The organism is Parabacteroides caecihominis (assembly GCF_023656785.1).
GTDB lineage: Bacteria > Bacteroidota > Bacteroidia > Bacteroidales > Tannerellaceae > Parabacteroides > Parabacteroides segnis.
Window position 1 is genome coordinate 127,221 of sequence record NZ_JAMOKS010000019.1, and the last position, 18,526, is coordinate 145,746.

At 41.6% G+C, this 18,526-nt stretch carries 12 protein-coding genes and 1 pseudogene; 10 read left to right on the forward strand and 3 right to left on the reverse strand.

Annotated elements, in window-relative coordinates:
• The first annotated feature begins 64 nt into the window (after positions 1-64).
• The 9 genes from NBH14_RS17055 to NBH14_RS17095 all read left to right on the forward strand — a co-directional run bounded on the left by NBH14_RS17055 (position 65) and on the right by NBH14_RS17095 (position 13,297).
• Positions 65-3,469, forward strand: a complete 3,405-nt coding sequence (locus NBH14_RS17055) for a TonB-dependent receptor (RefSeq protein ID WP_250817670.1) — start codon at positions 65-67, stop codon at positions 3,467-3,469.
• 5 nt (positions 3,470-3,474) lie between these two features.
• Complete coding sequence (locus tag NBH14_RS17060) at positions 3,475-5,094, forward strand: RagB/SusD family nutrient uptake outer membrane protein (protein WP_250817671.1); 1,620 nt, start codon at positions 3,475-3,477, stop codon at positions 5,092-5,094.
• A 101-nt stretch (positions 5,095-5,195) separates the two neighbouring features.
• On the forward strand, positions 5,196-6,701 hold the full coding sequence (locus NBH14_RS17065) for a sulfatase-like hydrolase/transferase (RefSeq protein WP_186960263.1): 1,506 nt from the start codon (positions 5,196-5,198) through the stop codon (positions 6,699-6,701).
• A 106-nt stretch (positions 6,702-6,807) separates the two neighbouring features.
• A complete protein-coding gene (locus NBH14_RS17070; protein WP_186960264.1) occupies positions 6,808-8,358 on the forward strand; it encodes a sulfatase family protein in 1,551 nt (516 codons plus the stop codon).
• Positions 8,359-8,490: 132 nt separating this feature from the next.
• Entirely contained in the window at positions 8,491-9,150 is a 660-nt protein-coding gene (locus tag NBH14_RS17075; RefSeq protein ID WP_128135078.1) for a LysE family translocator, read from the forward strand.
• A 1-nt stretch (position 9,151) separates the two neighbouring features.
• Positions 9,152-9,793 carry a carbohydrate-binding family 9-like protein gene (locus NBH14_RS17080; RefSeq protein ID WP_010800704.1) on the forward strand — a complete coding sequence of 214 codons (642 nt, stop codon included), beginning with the start codon at positions 9,152-9,154 and terminating at the stop codon, positions 9,791-9,793.
• Positions 9,794-9,854: 61 nt separating this feature from the next.
• Positions 9,855-10,616 (forward strand): LytR/AlgR family response regulator transcription factor, encoded by a 762-nt coding sequence (locus NBH14_RS17085; RefSeq protein WP_128135079.1) that lies wholly within the window; start codon positions 9,855-9,857, stop codon positions 10,614-10,616.
• A gap of 115 nt (positions 10,617-10,731) precedes the next feature.
• Positions 10,732-12,159, forward strand: a complete 1,428-nt coding sequence (locus tag NBH14_RS17090) for a TlpA family protein disulfide reductase (protein WP_186960265.1) — start codon at positions 10,732-10,734, stop codon at positions 12,157-12,159.
• Positions 12,152-13,297, forward strand: coding sequence for a sensor histidine kinase (locus tag NBH14_RS17095; RefSeq protein ID WP_186960266.1), 1,146 nt, complete (start codon positions 12,152-12,154; stop codon positions 13,295-13,297). The genes NBH14_RS17090 and NBH14_RS17095 overlap by 8 nt, the downstream gene beginning before the upstream one ends.
• Here the strand turns inward: NBH14_RS17095 and NBH14_RS17100 are convergent.
• Both NBH14_RS17100 and NBH14_RS17105 read right to left on the reverse strand, forming a co-directional pair.
• Entirely contained in the window at positions 13,269-14,906 is a 1,638-nt protein-coding gene (locus NBH14_RS17100; protein WP_250817672.1) for a peroxiredoxin family protein, read from the reverse strand. The genes NBH14_RS17095 and NBH14_RS17100 overlap by 29 nt on opposite strands.
• Before the next feature lie 121 nt (positions 14,907-15,027).
• Positions 15,028-15,438: a DUF6249 domain-containing protein gene (locus NBH14_RS17105; RefSeq protein ID WP_186960267.1), complete on the reverse strand. Its 411-nt coding sequence runs from the start codon at positions 15,436-15,438 to the stop codon at positions 15,028-15,030.
• Positions 15,439-16,043: 605 nt separating this feature from the next.
• Here NBH14_RS17105 and NBH14_RS17110 point away from each other — a divergent pair.
• Positions 16,044-16,982, forward strand: a complete 939-nt coding sequence (locus NBH14_RS17110; RefSeq protein WP_250817673.1) for a transcriptional regulator — start codon at positions 16,044-16,046, stop codon at positions 16,980-16,982.
• Between the two features lie 645 nt (positions 16,983-17,627).
• Here NBH14_RS17110 and NBH14_RS17115 read toward each other — a convergent pair.
• Positions 17,628-18,296, reverse strand: a pseudogene (locus NBH14_RS17115) (PD-(D/E)XK nuclease family transposase); the annotation flags it as partial.
• Positions 18,297-18,526 lie beyond the last annotated feature (230 nt).

Genomic DNA, 18,526 nt, shown 5'->3' on the forward strand with positions numbered 1-18,526 from the left:
CAATAACCCATTAAAAAACATAGAGATCTTAAATTTAGTAATCATTGATTTAATGTACAAAAGTATGAAATTAAACTACCATAAGAGCACACACTCGCTCTTAAAATTACGTAAATTATTAATATTTACATTATTAAGTTTATTCACGATAAACATAGCCTGGGGACAAAGCCAGCGAATATCAATAGCAGCCAAAAATAAAACATTGTTAAGCGTATTCGAAGAAATTGAAAAACAAACGGGCCTCAGTATCGCTTATAATCAGACGAAATTAAATATCAATAAAGTTATCAATCAGGATTTTAATGATAAAATCCTGTCCTCTGTTATAACAGAGTTGCTCAAAGATAGTGGATTCTCCTATCGTCTTGAAGGAAAACATATCATAATTGTTCCGGAAAAGAAACAACAACAAAAACAACAGGAAAACAAAAAAGTCAATGGTATCATAACAGATGCTACCGGACAACCCGTTATCGGGGCGAATGTTGTTGAACAAGGGACAACAAATGGTACAATTACAGACCTGGACGGTAAATTTTCTCTGGAGGTTCCTAAAGGCAGTACTTTGCAGATTTCTTATATCGGATACTTGTCAAAAGATATTCCCGTAGATGAAAAAACAAACTATACCATACAATTAGTCGAGGATTCACAAGCTCTTGACGAAGTTGTTGTCGTAGGATATGGTACTGCCAAAAAAGTAAATGTAATTGGTTCAATCGCTTCTGTCGATTCCAAACAACTTGAAAACAGGGCAACATCTTCAGTTGTATCTGCCCTGACCGGTCAGATGCCGGGAGTTACGATCACGCAGCCAGGAGGGCGCCCAGGAGAAAATACAGGAACAATTCGTGTACGCGGTGTAGGATCTTTCAGTAGTGACAATAACGCAGATAAAGCTAATGCGCTAATATTGATCGACGGAATACCCGGAAATATGACAGATATCAACCCTAATGATATCGAGAGTATCTCCATATTAAAAGATGCATCCACAGCAGCCATCTACGGGTCTCGTGCAGCCAATGGAGTTGTATTGGTAACGACCAAAATGGGTAAAGAGTCCAAAGTATCCGTATCTTACAACGGTTATGTCGGATTCAACCGGGCCACTGCATTGCCTAAATATGTAGACAGCTGGGATTATGCACGTTTATTAAATCAGGCAGATGGTATTACACGTTTCACGGATGAAGAAATTCAGGCGATGCGCACAGGCAGCCAGCCGGATCTATGGGCTAATGAGAAGTTCGTCGATGATATCTTTTCAGGTAACGGACTACAGACCGGGCACGATTTATCTTTAAACGGTGGTAACGACCGGAGCCAATATTTTGCCTCTTTCGGTTATTTAAATCAGAATGGGATTGTGCCGGGCAACAATTACTCACGCTATACGGCACGTGTCAACCTGACTTCCAATTTATCGGATAAATTGAAACTGACAATCCGCCTGAGAGGTGACAATGCTAAAACGAAAGAACCGGGAACGGCCGGAGCTATTGACGGCGATTATGGAATGATGTCATTGATCAGCCAGGGATTACGCTTCCCTGGATTCCGCCCTTCGGTATTAAGTGATGGGACATGGGGACCGGGCGTAAAAAACTTCGGAACCCCCAAAGCCTGGTTAGCATCCGAATCGTTCCAAGAAAAACCGACACTGCGTATCAACTCTAACGTACGTCTCGATTACAAACCGATCGAAGGACTTACCCTCTCTGCAATCGGTGCCTATAATTTCACGAATGCACAAGATAAAAAATTCCGTGCCTCCCTACCGGTTACCATTAACGGCGCTACAAAAGTATTAGGTCCTTCTTACTTAAAAGAAAAGAATACCAATACAAATTATAAATCATTCCAGGCAACAGTCGATTACTCAAAGACATTTAACAATGTACATAATATAGGTATTTTGGCCGGTTACTCATGGGAAGAAGAATCTGCACGCGACTTGGAAGGCCGTCGCGACAATCTTCCGAGTAACGAATATCCCTATCTGACAGTCGGTTCACCCGATAACCAGACAAATGCAGGCGGCGGTTACGACTGGGTCATCCAATCATTCTTCGGACGTGCACAGTACAATTATGCAGAACGCTATCTGGGTGAAGTAACCATGCGTTACGACGGTTCATCACGTTTCCCATCCAGCTCACGTTATGCTTTCTTCCCTTCCGCCGCTATCGGTTGGAGAATTTCTGAAGAGAGCTTCTTTAAAGAAAACGAAAAATTAAGTTTTATCAATAACCTGAAACTGAAAGCATCTGCCGGTATCTTAGGTAATAATAACATAGGTAATTATGCTTACCAGTCAGTGTATGAATTAGGTAACGATTTTAACTATCCGCTGGGAGGATCCATCCAACAGGGAGCAGCCCTGAAAACATATACAGATCCGCGACTGAAATGGGAAACAACCCGTACTATAGACGGTGGTTTCGAATCCGTACTCTGGAACGGTTTACTGACAGCCAATATCTCTTACTTCTATAGATATACGTATGACATCCTGTTTAAACCCAACGCCAGTGCCTCTTCCGCTTTTGGATTACAAATGAGCGAAGTAAATACCGGAGAAGCGTCAAACCGCGGTTGGGAATTTGAAGTTGGGCACAGAAATACCATCGGTGAATTCAGTTACAGCATCAATGGAAACTTTTCCATCATCAAAAATAAAGTAGAAACACTCGGATTGGGGAATGTGGAACAAGCAAACGGAATGGTTGGTAACGGTTCTAATCTTTTCATCGGCTACCCGATCGACATGTACTACGGATATAAAACAGACGGTGTATTTTTGAATCAACAGGATATCGACGACTACTTTGCCCACACTGACCAGTCAGCAATGGGAGCCAACAAAGCCAACACCAAACCGGGAGATATCAGATATCAAGATATTTCAGGACCGGATGGCGTACCCGACGGAAAAGTAGACGCCACTTACGACCGTGTTTACCTGGGATCAAAAATTCCGAAATACACATTCGGTCTTTCTCTGAACGCTGCTTACAAAGGTTTCGACCTGAATATTTTCCTACAGGGAGTATCGGGTGTCAATGGCAAACTCAGCGGTTTTTCCGGCTGGGCTTTATGGAGCGAAGGAAACATACAGAAATGGCAAATGGAAGAAGCATTCGATCCGGAGAATCCTACACGTTACCCGAAATATCCGCGTCTGGCAAATCTGGGAAATGCAACCGGTGTCAATACACAAGAATCTGATTTCTGGATACGTAACGCCTCTTACCTGCGTGTAAAAAATATTCAATTAGGATATACTTTACCAAAGTCTATTCTAAAGAATACTTTTATCCAGAATGTCCGCTTCTATGCAGCAACGGAAAACCCGTTCACATTCCACAGTTATCCGGAAGGCTGGGACCCGGAAATCAATGCCGACGACCGTTTCTATCCGGTATTAACGAACTACACATTTGGTTTGAATCTTAAATTCTAAAAAGCATGAAATCAATTATAAAGAAATCAATAATGGCCTTTGTTGCTCTTGCGACTTTAGCATCCTGTGAACTGGACCGTTATCCGCTGACAAACTTCAGCGAAGATACATTCTTCGACAAAGAAGAAAATACAAAACTTGCCCTCATCGGTTTATACCGTGGCGGTATCACCTATGGAGTGGACTACGGCGCTTCCGATTGGTGGGCATATAGCGCAAAAATATTAATAGACGGAGTCAGTGACATAGGATACGACCGCCGAGGATTCAACAACAATCTGGGGAAACTGACATCCGGGCAAATAGATGAAAGTAACGGATGGGTAAATGACCTGTATCAGAAACCTTACCGGCGCATCAGTGCCTGTGCCCGGTTTATTGAAGGAATCGACAAGCTCGGATCCGATAATCCGGAAATGGAACGGATGAAAGCAGAAGCCCGTTTCATCCGTGCGGTACAGTATTTTTATCTGGCATCCTATTATTATGATGTTCCGCTGATCAAAACAGTATTAACCCTGGAAGAGGCTAATACAGTGACCAAATCTCCTCGTGCAGAAGTGCTTCAATATGCAATAGACGAATTAACCGAAATTGCTGATATTCTTCCGCACCACAAGGATCTTCCGGCTTCAGAACGAGGACGTGCAACAGCACAGGCGGCACTGGTTTATCTGGCCCGTACACATCTGGTCGCCAAAAATTACAAAGAAGCAGCCGCTGCATGTAAAAAGATCATCGATTGGGGAGACAATAAATTAGACGCTGATTATCAGAAACTATTCTACCCAGGGGCGATCAACAGTTCTGAACATATTTACGCAACACAGTTTGTAGATGACCTGGCAGGACATGGCTTACCTCAGCATGCCTATCCGATAAAAGACGGAGGATGGTGTTTGGTAAATGCTTCCAGTACGTTATTCGAGGCTTATGATTTTCTGGATGGAACGCCATTCAGTTATGATGACCCACGTTTCAATAAAAATAATTTCGGAGAAAACAGGGATCCACGTCTGGACTATACAATCTATTATGACGGAGCAACCTTCAGGGGAACCGTCTACAACTGTAACCCGGAAACAACCGCCGCTGATAAAATCGGTCCGGGACAGACAACCCAGACAGGTTTTCTTATGCGCAAATATTTTGATGAAAGCTGGAATGGCGATGTAACCCAATATGGTAACAATGTTCCTCTTGCACGCTATGCAGATGTACTGATGATGTATCTGGAAGCAGAGATGGAAGCTGGCACACCGATCACACAAACTCTTTTGGATCAGACGATAAATGCAGTACGAGGACGAGTAGGCATGCCTGGCATAACAGAAACCAATCCGGATAAATTACGTAAAATCATACAAAAAGAACGTATGATAGAATTTGCTTTTGAAGGACTTCGCCTTTGGGATCTATACCGCTGGGGGATTGCTGAAGAACGTCTGAATCTGGATATTTACGGATCGCCATTCTATATTTCGAATCAGGAACTAATGAAAAAGAAAGATGGACAGCCTGATCCGTATAATCGTTGGTATGTAGACAAACGTAATTTCAAAACCGGACAAGAACGTTGGCCTATTCCACTATCTGAAAAGAATATCAATCCCAATTTAAGATAGTCGGTTTAATAACACAACAGAGATATCGGTTGCTTATAATACTTTCGGTATCTCTGTTTTTATTTCTGCTTTTGATTAAACATTACCTGAACAACGATATCATGAAACATAAAATAAATAAAGTAATCTTACCTGCATCCTTATTATCTGCTATCGTTTCCGGAAGTTTCTCCCAAACACAACAACCCAATATTGTTATCATCCATACCGACGAACACAATTTCCGTACACTGGGATGTTACCGGGAATGCCTGCAAAATGAGCAAGCTTTCCCCTGGGGAAAAGAAGCTGTCGTTGAAACACCCCATATCGATCGCCTGGCACATCAGGGGGTATTATTTACGCGATGTTATGCAACGTCTCCGGTCAGTTCCCCCAGCCGGGCCTCTTTCATGAGCGGACTTTATCCGCAGAATAACGGGGTATGGACAAACGACATGGTACTGTCTGATGCAGCTGTAACATTCGGAGAATCACTGCGTCAGAACGGTTATGCTACCGGATATATCGGTAAATTACATATCAATGGCAAAGGACGCCCCGAATGGCATCCCGGGCGTGACTTCGGTTTTTCAGACAACCGTTATATGTATAACCGCGGTCACTGGAAAAAAATAGAAGAAACAGCCGAAGGACCGACATTCAGAACGGATGCAGATGTGAAAAGCACGGACGAACAGACATTCCCTACCGACTATTTCACCACACAGGCTATTGAGTTCATCAACCGACATAAGGAAGGACCGTTCTGCTGCATGCTCTGCTTCCCGGACCCGCATAGTGCCAATCTGGTTAGGCCACCATATGACACCATGTATAGCCGGATCAGATTTAAAGAACCGGTAACAGCGCTGGCGGATACGACAGGACGCCCCGCCTGGTCACACGGAAATAACCTGAAAGCAGACCAACCCGAGGATATGGCTCAATATTTCGGAATGATTAAATGTATCGACGATAATGTAGGGCGCATCCTGGATGCGTTGAAAGGTGCCGGTATCCTAGACAATACAATCATTATCTTCACCTCCGATCACGGAGACATGTGCCGCCAGCACGGACTGATCAATAAAGGCGTTCCGCTTGACGATTCCGCGCGGGTGCCGTTTATCATCAGCTACCCGACCGGTATGCGTCAGGGGATCAGGGTAGAGAATGTCATGTCTGTAACCGATTTCACTCCTTCTCTGCTGAGCTTCTGCAATATACAACCTACTGCACAGTATGATGGCCGTGATTTATCGCTTCTATGGAAAGGAGAGAAACTACCGGAAAAATACAAAGACATTGTCTTTATGCGAGCAGTTACTCCTAAAATAAAAAGCGATTGGGATGAATCGGCTACAGCGATGCGAACGAAGTGGATATCAGCAGTAACTCCGGAATACAAACTGACCTATTCCGAATATGTATCTGATGTTCCCTGGCTCACCGACCTGAAAAAAGATCCGGATGAACTAATCAACTGCTATCAGGACCCGGCCTACAAGGAAATCGTTTCCCGGTTAGCTGCTGACTTGAAAGAATATGGAGAACAATACAACGACCCCAGGATTAAGCATCCTAAGATACAACAGGAAATTCTATCTGCAATCTTGAAAAAGTAGACAATATCCGTTAAAAATACAGCGTTCAGCAAGGCGGATATAGAAAAAATGCAGACCTTTAGTTCCTAAACAAAAATATCATAAACTTATATATACTTTAAATATTATGAAATCAAACGTATTGATCGGTCTCGGACTGGGAGCTTTCTTATTCTCCCCTTCCACCTCTCATGCCCAAAAAGCGAAAGAGGCAAAGACCCCGAATGTCATTTTTATCTACGCCGACGACCTCGGTTATGGTGACCTGGAATGCTACGGTGCAACACGCGTACAAACGCCAAATGTAAACAAACTGGCAAACAGCGGTATCCGTTTTACCAACACACATGCAACAGCAGCCACCAGTACCCCATCCCGTTATTCCCTGCTTACCGGAGAATATGCCTGGCGCAGACCCGGTACGGACATAGCTGCCGGTAATGCCGGAATGATTATCCGCCCGGAACGCTATACCATTGCCGATATGTTCAAAAACGCAGGCTATACAACAGCTGCCCTGGGTAAATGGCATCTGGGCCTGGGAGACAAAGGAGGAGAACAAGACTGGAACGCTCCGCTGCCTACCGCTTTAGGCGATCTGGGATTCGACTATTCCTATATCATGGCAGCTACGGCCGACCGCGTCCCTTGTGTATTCATCGAAAACGGTAAAGTAGCCAACTACGACCCGTCCGCTCCTATCGAAGTAAGTTATCAGAAACCTTTCGAAGGCGAACCTTTAGGAAAAGATCACCCGGAACTTCTGTATAACCTGAAGCACAGCCACGGTCACGATATGGCTATCGTAAACGGTATCGGACGTATCGGCTATATGAAAGGCGGCGGCAAGGCTTTATGGAAAGATGAAAACCTGGCAGATTCCATCACGACACATGCCCTCGATTTCATCAAAGCAAACAAGGATAAACCCTTCTTCATGTATTTCGCAACAAACGACGTACATGTTCCCCGCTTCCCGCACGACCGTTTCAGAGGCAAAAACCCGATGGGACTGAGAGGCGACGCTATCGTGCAGTTTGACTGGAGTGTCGGACAAATCCTCGACGAACTCGACAGGCTGGGACTGAGAGAAAACACCTTGATCATCCTTTCCAGCGATAACGGTCCTGTTGTGGATGACGGTTATGCAGATCAGGCAGAAGAACTGCTGGGCGATCATAAGCCGGGCGGTCCGTTACGCGGCGGTAAATACAGTGCATTTGAGGCCGGAACCCGTATTCCTGCTATTGCAAGCTGGCCGAAAGAAATAAAAAAAGGCCAAGTATCGGACGCATTAATGTCACAGGTTGACTGGTTCGCTTCACTGGCAGCATTGACCGGTTCCGTCCTTCCCAAAGGAGCAGCCCCCGACAGTTACAATTATCTGGGGACCTTGCTGGGAACAGACAATGCCGACCGTCCCTGGGTGATCGAACAAGCATCCGACCATACGTTGTCTGTCCGCACAAAAGACTGGAAATACATTGAAACCAGTAACGGACCGAAAATGGTACCCTGGGGACCGAAGATCGAGACCGGTTATTCCAAAACTCCTCAACTGTACGATATGACACAGGTAGGCGAACAGGAAAACCTCGCCGAAAAACGTCCGGAAGTCGTTTATCAGTTACAGGAAATTCTGAAAGGCGTGCGCAACAACACTGTCAAACCGAAATAATCTGATTTTATCTATTTAGACTATAAATCAATGGTCCGAAGCGAAAGTTCCGGGCCATTTTTATGTTTTTACCTTTTTTTATCAGGGAATAGGCATTATCTTTGTGGCAATTTGGCAGAAAATAAAAGGATAATGCTGGGACTTATTAGTAAAGGAATTGTGATAGGCGTACTTGTATCAGCCCCTATGGGTCCGATCGGTATGCTGTGTATACAAAGAACATTGAACAAAGGACGTTGGCACGGTTTCGTTACCGGCTTGGGAGCAGCCTTATCGGATGTCATCTATGCGGCACTGACCTGCCTGGGAATGGGAGTTGTCGTCAATTTCGTGGAAGCCAACCAGGCGCCGCTCCAACTAATGGGCAGTATCGTTCTCGGTCTTTTCGGTTACTACATATACCAATCCAATCCTGTAAAAAACTTAAAAAAGCAACGTGAAAAAAAGTTATCATTCACACAGGACTTTATTACAGCTTTTCTTCTTACCTTTAGCAACGTATTAATCGTGCTGCTATATATCGGACTGTTTGCACGTTTTGGATTTGTGTTACCGGATCATTCAGTCTGGATGTTGGTGGGAGGAATAGTTTGCATAGGAATCGGTGCCGTCCTTTGGTGGTTCGGCATCACATATATAGTTGCGAAATTAAAAAAGTGGTTTAATGTACGGGGAATATGGTTGTTGAATCGGATTGTAGGGACAGTCATCATTGTATTGGCTATTGTAGGAGTATTATCGGTGCTCCTCACCTCATATTTCCATTTGCCGTTGCTCCAAATCTATAATTAACATGAAGAAGCTTAAAGTACCTTATTTAGTAACGCTGGATGTGCTGGATTTATCATCAGTCGGTTTTCTCTTGGAAAACAAAGCCCAGCGAGAGTATATCGATGTCATCAATTGGGAAGAATACCCTTATAAACCAATTGTCGCTTTCGATATTGCGCGAACGGATGAAAATCTTTATATCCGTTATTTCGTAAAAGGGAATTCTTTAAAGGCTGTTCACAGCTCAGACGGTTCCCCGGTTTATACAGATAGTTGTGTCGAGTTTTTCATGAAAACGGTCGATGATCACAACTACATGAATTTCGAGTTCAATTGTATCGGGACTTGTGATGCTGCCCGCCGCCAGTCGCGTGATATAAAAAGATCACTAAACACCGATGAATACACTTCTATCCGTCGGTATTCATCCATAGAGAACAAACCTTTTTCAGAAAAGACAGGCGTATTCTCCTGGGAATTGGTCGTATCTATCCCCTTCAGGCTCATGGGACTCGATCCGGAAAACCTGCCGGAAAAAATCCTGGGCAATTTCTACAAATGTGCAGACGATACGGAATATCCCCACTTTGTCAGCTGGAACCCGATAGACCTCCCAAGCCCCGACTTCCACCGTCCGGAGTTTTTCGGAGAGATTTATTTATAAAATATCAACTATTCCCGGTGAGTATATCCCGGGAATAGTTCAATTACCTAATCCTCCTGATATGCCTTTTACCACTCTATTGATTGACGATGAACCGGCCGCACATTACGCATTGAAAGAGTTACTCAAAAATCATGCAGATACAATTCAAATTGCGGGAGAAGCCTTTTCCGGCAAAGAAGCTATTTCGTTATGTGAGAAACTAAAACCGGAACTTCTCTTTCTGGATATCAGAATGCCGGATATGAATGGCTTCGAGGTGCTGGAACAACTTTCTTCTCAACCCTACGTTATCTTTTCCACCGCTTATGATCAATATGCTATTCAGGCTTTTAATGAAAATTCGATCGACTATCTGTTAAAGCCTATAGAAGAAAAACGTTTCGAACAATGTATCCATAAACTAAAGCGATTAAACCTGAAATCGCCAGCTATCAATTATACAGAATTAAATCAGCTGTTCGCCCAATTTCAAAAAAACCAAAAGAAAGCAAGCGCCATTCCTATTCATGTTCAATCTAAAATCATATTGGTCCGCTGTTCCGATATTACATTTTGTAAATCGGCAGACGGTTACGTTTCTTTGTTTACAGACGAAGGTAAAGAGTATTTATCCGACCTCAACCTGAGTCAATTGGAAGAACGTCTTCCGAGCTCGTTCCTACGTGTCCAAAAGTCATATATCGTTAATAAAGAGAAGATAGAAGAGATACATAAATATTTCAATAATCGGCTCATTCTGGTTATGAGTGATAAACCCCACACCCATATAACCACCGGAACCAGCTATATAACAGTGATCCGGGAAGAGCTCGATTTATAGTTACAGTCCGATAATACAGGTTTGCCTTTCATTTTTTCAGGTTCAAAGAATTTCACTTTCAGAACATCTTCTAACCTGCTAGATTTGCCTTACTATTAATTAAATGAATGAAACAATGAAAAGACTTTATTACATTTTATTCTGCCTTCTGTTTTTCTGCCAACTAAAAGGACAACAGGCAACTCTCATCATCATTCCGGAAAAGGAAAACAAAGAAATCAGCTATCAATTTTCAGATAGCGAACATCTTCCTTTTTATACATTATTTCAAACGAAACAGGCAGAACCTGATGGAATCTTCCATGTCAGTTTACCCGTACAACAACCAGTAGTCCTCAATCTTCTGACAGAAGATCGTTTATCTTTTCGTGTCTATCTGACAAAAGACAGCCACGATACAATCCGGATCCGAAATAACCAACCCTTCTTTTCCGGGACCAATACCATTTATAATCAATGCTTGCAAGAAATACAAAAAACAGAAGAGTATTGCCACAGTATTTCCTATTCCAAGCATCATGAACTTCACGCGGTCGATTCACTGAAAGAATTTACACAGATTGTCAATAACAAACAGGCCGAATTAATAACTTTCCTTAAAGGTCAAAACGTATCTTCCGATTTTATTCATAATCAGAGTCATATTATAAATTGCATGTTCACACATTTGTTTTATAAAAAGATATTGAACCTCTACAACAATCGAAAAATAACCGACGAATGGCTTAAAGAGATAAAAAAACAACTTTCGTTTGACTTCCAAGAAGAAGCAAACCTTTGTTATTCGGAATATGAACGAATGCTATATATGAACGCAACCATTAATTACTTCATTATTGAAAAACATTCCCCACAGGATATAGACAGGGACAAGATCAATACATTTCTTTTGAATGAATATAAAAAGAAGAGAACAGGGAAATACCTGGAATATGCCTGGGCCAGTTTGATATATAACGATCTTTTTCAACGTGATTTCAGTGAAGACATACCTTCCCTTTACGATCAGTTCTGTTCCGAGTTTCCACAAAGCAAATTCATCGGCATATTATCTCCTGAAATAGAGAAAATCAGACAATTTCATCATATACCGGAAACTTCCAACAATATAACCATTCTTCCCACAGATACCATACTAAAAAACCTGGAAGAAGCCGTACATCCTTTCATAGGGAAAATCGTCTATATCGATTTATGGGGAACTTGGTGCGGTCCTTGCCAGAAAATGTTTGCATATAGTGAGGCATTAAAAAATGCGACTAAAGATATGGACATTATCTATTTATATATTTCACTGGACCGTCCGGAAAACCGGGGAAAATGGGAGAAGATGGTTCATTATTATAAACTGGAGGGATACCACCTACAGGCAGGAATCACATTGGCCAAGTCTCTCTATGCATCACTGGGAAATAAAGGGATGTTAGCCATTCCACAATTTATAATCATTGGAAAAGATGGAAAAATAGCGATAGAAAAAGCTGCCGCCCCCGATAATCTGGAAAAAGTCGTTGAACAATTAAAACAAGTAAGCAATGAATAACGGACATACAATGAGTTACTATGTAGAAGGAATGATATTTATAATAACAACTGCTATTATCATTTATCCCTTTCTATCTTTCATTCTCAAAAAAGTCATCTCCAACAAATGGCTTAACAGACTCAGTTTTATACTGATTTTATTAGGAGGCCAGGTGATATGCCTGGAAAAATACAATGACCCTATTAGCATAAAACTAGTCATTTCACTCTTTTTCTCTTACATTCTTTTTCATCTTATTGCAGACCAACTATACCGACTCAATAAAGAATGGAGGATAATTCTTGAAACTTTACTTACCGGAGGTTTACTCATGGGTACATTAACCATTGTTGCCTTAGCCGGAAATTATCAAATCACAAAAGTCATAACAGAAAGATTTCCAGATGGAAGTTATAGCTTTATTCCCGGTCATTTTGATGAGATGCTGGAAACAACTGTGATCTTTTCCATTATATTAATTGCTTCTTGGTACTTCTATACTTACCTACTGGAAAAAGCGGAAGAAAAGAAACAACGTAAGATAAAAGAAACTATCCTGGAGAAAGAGCTGATCCATGCTCAACTGGAAGCTCTTCATGCCAAAATAAATCCTCATTTCTTATACAATTCTCTCAATACGATTGCCGGACTCGCCCTCGTCGATGGAGAAAAAACCAGACAAATGGCTTTGGCCCTCTCTCGTTTTTTCAGATACAGCATCAATAAGGAGCAGACATATTTAATCTGTGTTTCAGAAGAGATCGAAATGATAAACACGTATCTGGATATAGAGAAAATACGTTTCGGGAACCAACTAGATTATAAAATAGAATGCGATACGGAATGTGAAAAAGAACTTATTCCCAGAATGTTGCTTCAGCCACTTGTAGAAAACAGCATCAAGCATGGTTGGAATGTAGATTTGAATTCTATTCTTATACGGATTGTCATTAGAAAAGACAACAACCGGCTCATTATCTCAGTAAAAGATTCCGGAGCCCCTTTCAAGCCAGGCTTCATTCCCGGATATGGATTACAAAGCATCTATGATAAATTAGAACTTCTTTTCCCGAACAAGCATGATCTGTCAATCATTTCCCATCCGGAAAAAGAAGTCCGCATTATGATCAAGGTAACATCTCCGTCAAAATCTTAGTCACCTCTTCTGCCGAAGGATGGATTGCGAGGATCTTTCCATCCTTATCTACCAGATAGGTGCAGCCGCCACTGTTACCGGCACCGTACATTTCCCAGATATTTCCTTTATCGTTCAGTTCGACTAAGTTCAACCAGGGGTATTTGTCCTGTTCGATTGCCTTTTTCATGGCATCCGTGTTATTATTTTCACGGGCAATGCCGACTACGGTGAATCCTTTGTCTTTAAATGCTTCATAAATAGGGATCATGCTGGATGACAAACGGCGGCACGGTCCGCACCAGGAAGCCCATAAGTCGATTAAAGCTACTTTTCCTTTTATCTGATCCGAAAGTTTTACCATATTTCCTTCAAGGTCCGGGGCGGAAAAGTCAATGTAAGAACCTCCAACCTTTACATTCAAACTCGCAATGATACGCTCCATATCCGTGATATAAGGATGGGAAGAGAATTTTTCTTTATACTTGTTTTCAAATATATCCTGATAGACGGAAACATCTTCCTCACCCGGACTATAGCGGGCCATCATAATAGCGCGGTCAAGCATCTGTTTCAAAATACATAAGCCGTTCAATGTCGGTTCTTTTTGCATATAATCGAGTTTCCATTGCCGAATGCCCTCAAAATATTCTTTATACTTCTTATTCAGCGCAATGCCTTCTTCTGAGAATTCTTTTCCGGCTTTGTTCAAACGGTCATATTCCGGATAAAGCGTTCTCCGTTCTTCGTCCGTTTTCGCAGCAGATATACGTTTCTTTAAATCATACATTTCTTTTGAATAATAGCGTTCCTCCTGATCCAGGGCATCCCTGTCCTTTTCCAATTGGTTCACAGGATACAATTTCTCCATTTCCTCCTGCATACGGATTTCTTCTTTATTCAAAGCGGATTCCGTTTGTAAGACACTATGCGGACGATGTTCCATCGGGTAAAGAGTGAAATGTAAAGTCCCTTTCTCGGAGATAAAATAGGTCGGACGCCAGGAACCGTTCAAGTGCTCTTCCCAGAAAACCAGTTCGTAGGTTTCGTTTTCATCCGCAGTCAACGTATAACTGAATTTACCATCCCTGACAGGGATAGAAATAAACGGGGTAGTACGCATATCTTTCCCGGCACGTATCAATGTCAGGCGGGAACTTTCAGGGCGGTCTATTACTTCTCCTTCCAGTACACATTCAAAAGTACCGGGTTGAGCAGGCTGCTTTTTCAAATGTATGCCTTCGATATGGAAATCACCTTTTTCCGATCCTTCGATGAAACTGATGGCTTCTTCATTCTCATCTACCGGCTCAAAGAATAACGTAGCCGGAGAATTGCCGGATTCGGGCATATAAACCTCCTTATCCAGTTCAAAATCGGACGATTTCAGTAATTTGTATTTCTTTCCCGAAGTAACACCTTCCAGATAGGCACCCGAAGAGAGGCGAACCCAATAATTCGGACGGTTGTACATTTCTGCATAGAGAATCGTTGCCGTATCTGTCAGCTCCACCCGGTAGACTTCCATGGTTGTTGTATTTTTATTATCAATAACCGGATAATCAATAACGCGGCTTTGCTTTGTACAAGCGACACTGAGGCAAATCATCAGAAAAAGTAATAGTTTCATTTTCATAATCAGTCAAATCAAAGGATTAATAATTTATCAAAAGTAAGTAATATGCCACAATAAACAAAAAAATAAGGATGGAAGTATACCCCCACCCTTATCTAACACACAACTCCCCGAATTATTTATTCTTATCTTTTTCTTTCGATAACTTCAATTCAATAACAAAAGCTAGAATCAGTCCGATTCCTCCAAACAACAATACTGATGCACCATATACCGTACTGATCAATTCACGCCGCCACCAATTATCAAGACTAGAGTCTGCAAGAAACACAGAGATAATAAATCCGACCAGCAACCCCAATCCGATTCCTGCCAGCAAACACCCGGTTTTCAAAGAACTAAAAGAGAAATTAGTAGCCAGACGAGGTAAACCGATCTTCACATCGAAAGCGGAAGGCTCCAGTTTATCCCCGATCTTCTCAATAATAGCCAAACGTTCTTTTTTACGTACAAACAATTCAAACAAGCCGTAAATACCGGCACAAACTATTCCGACGATCAGCGGAACCATTATAAAATCCATCATAGCAGTAAGTATTAAATGTTTTTACTAATTCGTTTATAAGTTTGACGCAGCTTCTTAGAAAAGGTTACAGGTTTCATTATATCTTCCATAAAAAAATCGCTTGAAAATGGAGAAATCACATTTTTATGTACATATATAATGATCAAGGCAGGTTACGACAGTATATTTGAGTAATGATAAATAAAATAAGAGATGGATTATCATAGGTTGAAATATTATTAATATGTATATTTGCAACTGAAAAGGCTTTTGATTTGAAAGCCTTATGTTGCGTGTGATATTTGTGTGGTTATGGAAATCGGCTAAATTTTCTTAAGTACCAATGCACAAAGAAGGCCCCGCAACCCTTTACCGGATATACGTGTTATCTATGCTGCTGTGTAGCATGGATTATTGTTGTGTATAGATAAAGGGGGGCGTGCGGCTGACTTTTATTGGTACTGGGCCCTTAGCCGAGCCTCCGTAAAGTAAAAGTTCAGTCTGCCGCCCTTTCTTTTTTTTATGAAAGGACCACTCTACTCTTATAACGCCATCCAGCACCCGCATATTTTAAGGACAAATATGTTTTATTTATAACCCTACTAGTATGGCTGCACGTATTACTATTGAACAAGCTGACCGGTTTCCCGGCAGAAGAAATTCGAAAATGGGCCGATTCCAGAAAGATAAACTCTTATTCGTTTAAAGGCGGTGAACCCTTAGTCGATGTCGGAAACTTGAATCGCTTCATTTCCTGTATCGAACATCTGGGAATACAAAAACTCTATCTGCAACTGATCATTCAGGACAAAGAGGAAGAGGCCAACGAAATCATCGCCCGCTACGACGACTATCTTTTCAGCCTGCGCACTGCCACCACGATCTCTCCCCTGCTTAAAGTAATAATTGCCGAACTATCCTCCTTTATAGAAGACAAAAAAGCACGCTATATATTCGACGAAATAACGGGAGGCGCAAAGATACAGGACGTTGCCGAGCGTTGCGGAATGACGTACGACGGTATGTGTCAGCGGTATAAAACCATCGTATCCCACCTGGAATCAGACACCCGTTTTATGCTTGAATATCAGAAGACAATAACCAATCAGGAACTAGAGATAGAACGCCTGGAACTTGAAAACAGAAATTTAGAATATGAGCTAAACCGGTTGTATAAAAAGGGACTTAAAGCGGGTTTGCAGTTTACTATCTCCCAATCATTGATCCATGTCCCTTTGGATGCAGCCCGCCGTCTTTATAAACCGCTTACAGACCTAACCCTCTCTCCCTATATCCGTAAAGTGCTCGAAGAACTACATATAGAAACAATGGAAGATCTGTTACGCTATATGGAAACAACCGGCCTCGATTCCCTGCTGGACATTCATGGATTTGGAATACTCGGCCTGGAACAACTCAAATTCCAGTTGGAGAAACACCGGATACTGGATAAGAACGGCTATTCAGACCTCTCCCAATATCTTGTAAGCGATCCGGATATGGACCGGTTCGACTCGGATGCTTATGAACACAGCCATCAAAAAGATGGAGAGCGTTTTTCATAACTATCATAGGGATAAAAGAACTATCATACTATCATATATTTATATAATATACATATAATCAATATGTTATTCTATGATAGTTCCTGTTTTCAACTATCATTTACCTATCATGCAACTATCATAGTCTTATCCTGAAACCCAATATATGCTTCTTATTTTACTAAAGTATATGACTTATTATCAGGGAAGTAGTTACTTATGTTGTTCGAGACCCGGGTGTCGACAATGTTGAGACCCGGGTCTGAGCACAGTCAACATCCGGGTGTAAAACAGCCTGAAAAGGGCATCTTGAGAACAAAAAGTATGTATTCCTGTGAGATTAGTCTATATGTTTTGGCAAAACATATAGTAGGAAAAACGATATATAAGTGCAATTATATTCTATTTATAAAGCCTTTTTTAGGTTCTAAACAATGTTGCTTAGTTAAAATATAGTCCAAATGATGGTTTTATGACAGTATTATGATAGTTAAAAACGGGAACTATCATAGAGTAACATTCTGATTATTTGCACATTACACAAAAATATGATAGTATGACAGTACATTTGATGAAACATTCAAACCAGACAGAACCCTGATACAACAAATCAGCAAAGCACTCCGATGATTCGGGACTTTGCTGATTCAATATCATGTGAATAGATTACAATCCGTTTATCTCTTCAACAGACAGGCCGGTGCACTGAGCAATTGTCTCAATATTAACTCCCTGATTTTTAAAATTGGCAGCTATTTGACGTTGTCCTTCGGCTATCCCTTCAGCTTTTCCTTCAGCTATCCCTTCAAGCTTGCCTTTTTTCAGTCCTTTCACCTCTGCTTCCTCTACCGCATATTCCAGCGTATTGCGCCAGTCACGGTAAATCTTCAGGTTCTCATCGTAAACTGCCCGTTCGTGAGGAGTCATTACATTCAGGTTTGCTACGTCGAGCAGGCGTTTGAAAGCATCGTTTTTCTCCTTAAACGGAGACATATCAAATAAATTCATATTCTTCAATATATAAACCATATTCTCCAGAGGTGTTTTACATTCCTCTTCTCTTAGATTGAACAGGTCGAACGACAGATAAATCTGTTTCAGTTTGACCTCGCCAAAAGTTTTACCTGTCGCCTCATTGGCCAGCACCACATCGGTGCGCCAACTCTGAAATTCAGGCAGACTAAAGTTCAACAGGTAGATGCCATATACCGGAAGCAAGCTATACTTCCAGTCAGCTCCGCTCTCTCCCTGACGGGAGATCATTCGACAAATGTAATAAAATCCGCGGTTAAAGAAATAATGTTGGGGACAATTCTGTAATATATAATAACTTCCAAATAATCCACTAAAAAAGAATCCATTCCAACAATTTTTTCGCTCGTCGGGACGCGTGCTCGCGCCCCTTGCCGCTAAGGCGTTCCCCGAGCAATGAATTATACAAGTTATAAGTATATTGATACATAGTCTGATGGCGCACTAAGGCAAAACAGATGTGTATTAACTTATTACTTATATTATTCATTATCACTCTGTGAGATTTTCCTTTTTCTTTTTTTGAATTATAA

What these genes read in the sequence shown, in the direction of transcription:
- NBH14_RS17105 (WP_186960267.1), bottom strand. Translation starts at nt 15,438, where the DNA reads ATGATGGATTTTATAATGGTTCCGCTGATCGTCGGAATAGTTTGTGCC.
- NBH14_RS17095 (WP_186960266.1), top strand. Translation starts at nt 12,152, where the DNA reads ATGAATAACGGACATACAATGAGTTACTATGTAGAAGGAATGATATTT.
- NBH14_RS17055 (WP_250817670.1), top strand. Translation starts at nt 65, where the DNA reads ATGAAATTAAACTACCATAAGAGCACACACTCGCTCTTAAAATTACGT.
- NBH14_RS17070 (WP_186960264.1), top strand. Translation starts at nt 6,808, where the DNA reads ATGAAATCAAACGTATTGATCGGTCTCGGACTGGGAGCTTTCTTATTC.
- NBH14_RS17085 (WP_128135079.1), top strand. Translation starts at nt 9,855, where the DNA reads ATGCCTTTTACCACTCTATTGATTGACGATGAACCGGCCGCACATTAC.
- NBH14_RS17060 (WP_250817671.1), top strand. Translation starts at nt 3,475, where the DNA reads ATGAAATCAATTATAAAGAAATCAATAATGGCCTTTGTTGCTCTTGCG.
- NBH14_RS17080 (WP_010800704.1), top strand. Translation starts at nt 9,152, where the DNA reads ATGAAGAAGCTTAAAGTACCTTATTTAGTAACGCTGGATGTGCTGGAT.
- NBH14_RS17100 (WP_250817672.1), bottom strand. Translation starts at nt 14,906, where the DNA reads ATGAAACTATTACTTTTTCTGATGATTTGCCTCAGTGTCGCTTGTACA.
- NBH14_RS17065 (WP_186960263.1), top strand. Translation starts at nt 5,196, where the DNA reads ATGAAACATAAAATAAATAAAGTAATCTTACCTGCATCCTTATTATCT.
- NBH14_RS17090 (WP_186960265.1), top strand. Translation starts at nt 10,732, where the DNA reads ATGAAAAGACTTTATTACATTTTATTCTGCCTTCTGTTTTTCTGCCAA.
- NBH14_RS17075 (WP_128135078.1), top strand. Translation starts at nt 8,491, where the DNA reads ATGCTGGGACTTATTAGTAAAGGAATTGTGATAGGCGTACTTGTATCA.